At 56.6% G+C, this 1797-nt stretch carries 2 protein-coding genes and 1 pseudogene; all 3 read left to right on the top strand.

The genetic code is table 11. The annotated features are described in order from the left end of the window. Positions 1 to 261 (top strand): annotated as a pseudogene (locus CXF87_RS11900) (hypothetical protein); the annotation flags it as partial. 14 nt (positions 262 to 275) lie between these two features. Next, entirely contained in the window at positions 276 to 488 is a 213-nt protein-coding gene (locus tag CXF87_RS11895) for a DUF4224 domain-containing protein (RefSeq protein ID WP_101146763.1), read from the top strand. Next, complete coding sequence (locus tag CXF87_RS22065) at positions 485 to 1642, top strand: site-specific integrase (protein ID WP_101146762.1); 1158 nt, start codon at positions 485 to 487, stop codon at positions 1640 to 1642. The genes CXF87_RS11895 and CXF87_RS22065 overlap by 4 nt, the downstream gene beginning before the upstream one ends. The last annotated feature ends 155 nt before the right edge of the window (positions 1643 to 1797 follow it).

Here is a 1797-nt window from a genome sequence, read left to right as displayed (position 1 = left end):
TGCTACGGACTGGGCAAGGTGCGGGAAGACGGCGAAGCGCCGCTGGATGGTTGGGAGCTCGCCACGGTGGCCACCAAAATCATCACGCGCCAAGAGCATGAACTGCGCAACCTTCGTCGCATCGCTCAGAACCCAGCGGTGCAAGCGCTCATCGATCAACAGCGCCAGCACGCGATAGACGAAAGCACGGCACGCAGCGAGCAGGAATGGCGCAGAGGTAAAGGCCACGGCCCCGGCGGCCAACGGCATACCGGCGACTAAAGAGGAGTAGCACCATGGGTACTAATGCCGTTCTATCGTGCGAAGATCTCAAGCAGATTACTGGCTACCAGCGCCCGGGCGATGTTGCGCGCTGCCTGCGTGACCAAGGGGTTCAGGTCTTCCAGGGTCGCCTTGGCCCATGGACAACCATTGATCTCATCAACAAAGCGGGCGGATTAACGACCGCTAGTAGCAACGACTCAATTGAAGCGACCGACATACTATGAAAACACGCTCCAGGCCCCGGAAGCATAACCCGCACATACCCGCTCACATTGATCAGAGCCGGTTACCTGGCGGTGTATATTTTGACCAACGGGGTTATGGGCGCTGGTACGTGCTCGCCCGCGACGCAGCCGGGCGCCAGCGGCGTAAAAATATCGCCGATGCAAAAGCGACGCTCTCGGAGCTACATCGCATTACCGAAGAGCAGGACGGCATCGACAAGCATTCACTTAAATACCTGTGTGAACGCTTTCATGAGTCCGCCCAATGCCTCGCCCTGGCTGCTAAAACGCGCGAAGACTATGAATATTGCCGAGAAGCATTGCTGAAAATACCGACTAAGCTCGGCAAGCCCCTGGGCGATCTCTCCACAAAACAGTTCAGCCCTGCCCTGGTGCAGCGTTTGGTCGACCAGATAGCCGCTGAAGGCACGCCCTCTAAAGCCAATCATATCGTGCGCTACCTAGGCAGGGTTTTTCGCTGGGGCATTAACCGCGGTTACTGTGAAACCAACCCAGCGACAGGCGTTGAGCATGCAAAAGAGCGTAAGCAGCAACGCTTACCCACCGGCCCCATCATGGCAAAGCTAATCGCCCACTCTCGGGAGCGGGGCAACGACTACCCGCGTCGGGGTCAAATAGGCTCATGCCCTACGTATCTATGGATCACCATGGAGATCGCGTACCTGTGCCGCCTGCGCGGAATCGAGGTGGTGACACTGACGGATGCCAACATTACCGAGCATGGCCTGCTAACGAATCGCAGAAAGGGGAGCCGTGACAATATCGTCACTTGGTCACCGCGGTTGCGGGAGGCGATTGATACTGCTCAAAAGCGGCGGGCTGACATATGGCAGAAACGAGGCCGCGCCATTCCTATGATGGAAGACCGGCGCCCGCTCATTGTTTCACGGAACGGCGACGCCTTACGCAAGAGCAGCTTTGACTCGGCATGGCAGCGATTTGTTACGCGAGCGCTTGAGCAGGGGATCATTACACAGGAAGAACGCTTCAGCCTTCACGACCTTAAGCGGCGGGGAATTACGGACACGAAAGGGAATCGTCACGACAAGCAACAGGCAAGCGGACACCGCTCGGCAAGCATGATGGACACCTACGATTTGAGCGTGCCGCATGTGCCCAACTCGGGCGATTGATCGTGTGACTTAAATAAGGCGGGGTAATCGGAAGGGTAAGCACGGCAATATTCATGCCGTGCCGTTTTGTTACGCATGATGTTACGTAAACGAGAAAAGCCACCCGATTGGGTGGCTTTTTGGATTCTCTAACGCTTTGCTTTTAACCACTTTCT

Source organism: Halomonas sp. MES3-P3E, assembly GCF_002836035.1.
GTDB lineage: Bacteria > Pseudomonadota > Gammaproteobacteria > Pseudomonadales > Halomonadaceae > Vreelandella > Vreelandella arctica.
This window is presented reverse-complemented; position numbering and strand designations above follow the sequence as displayed.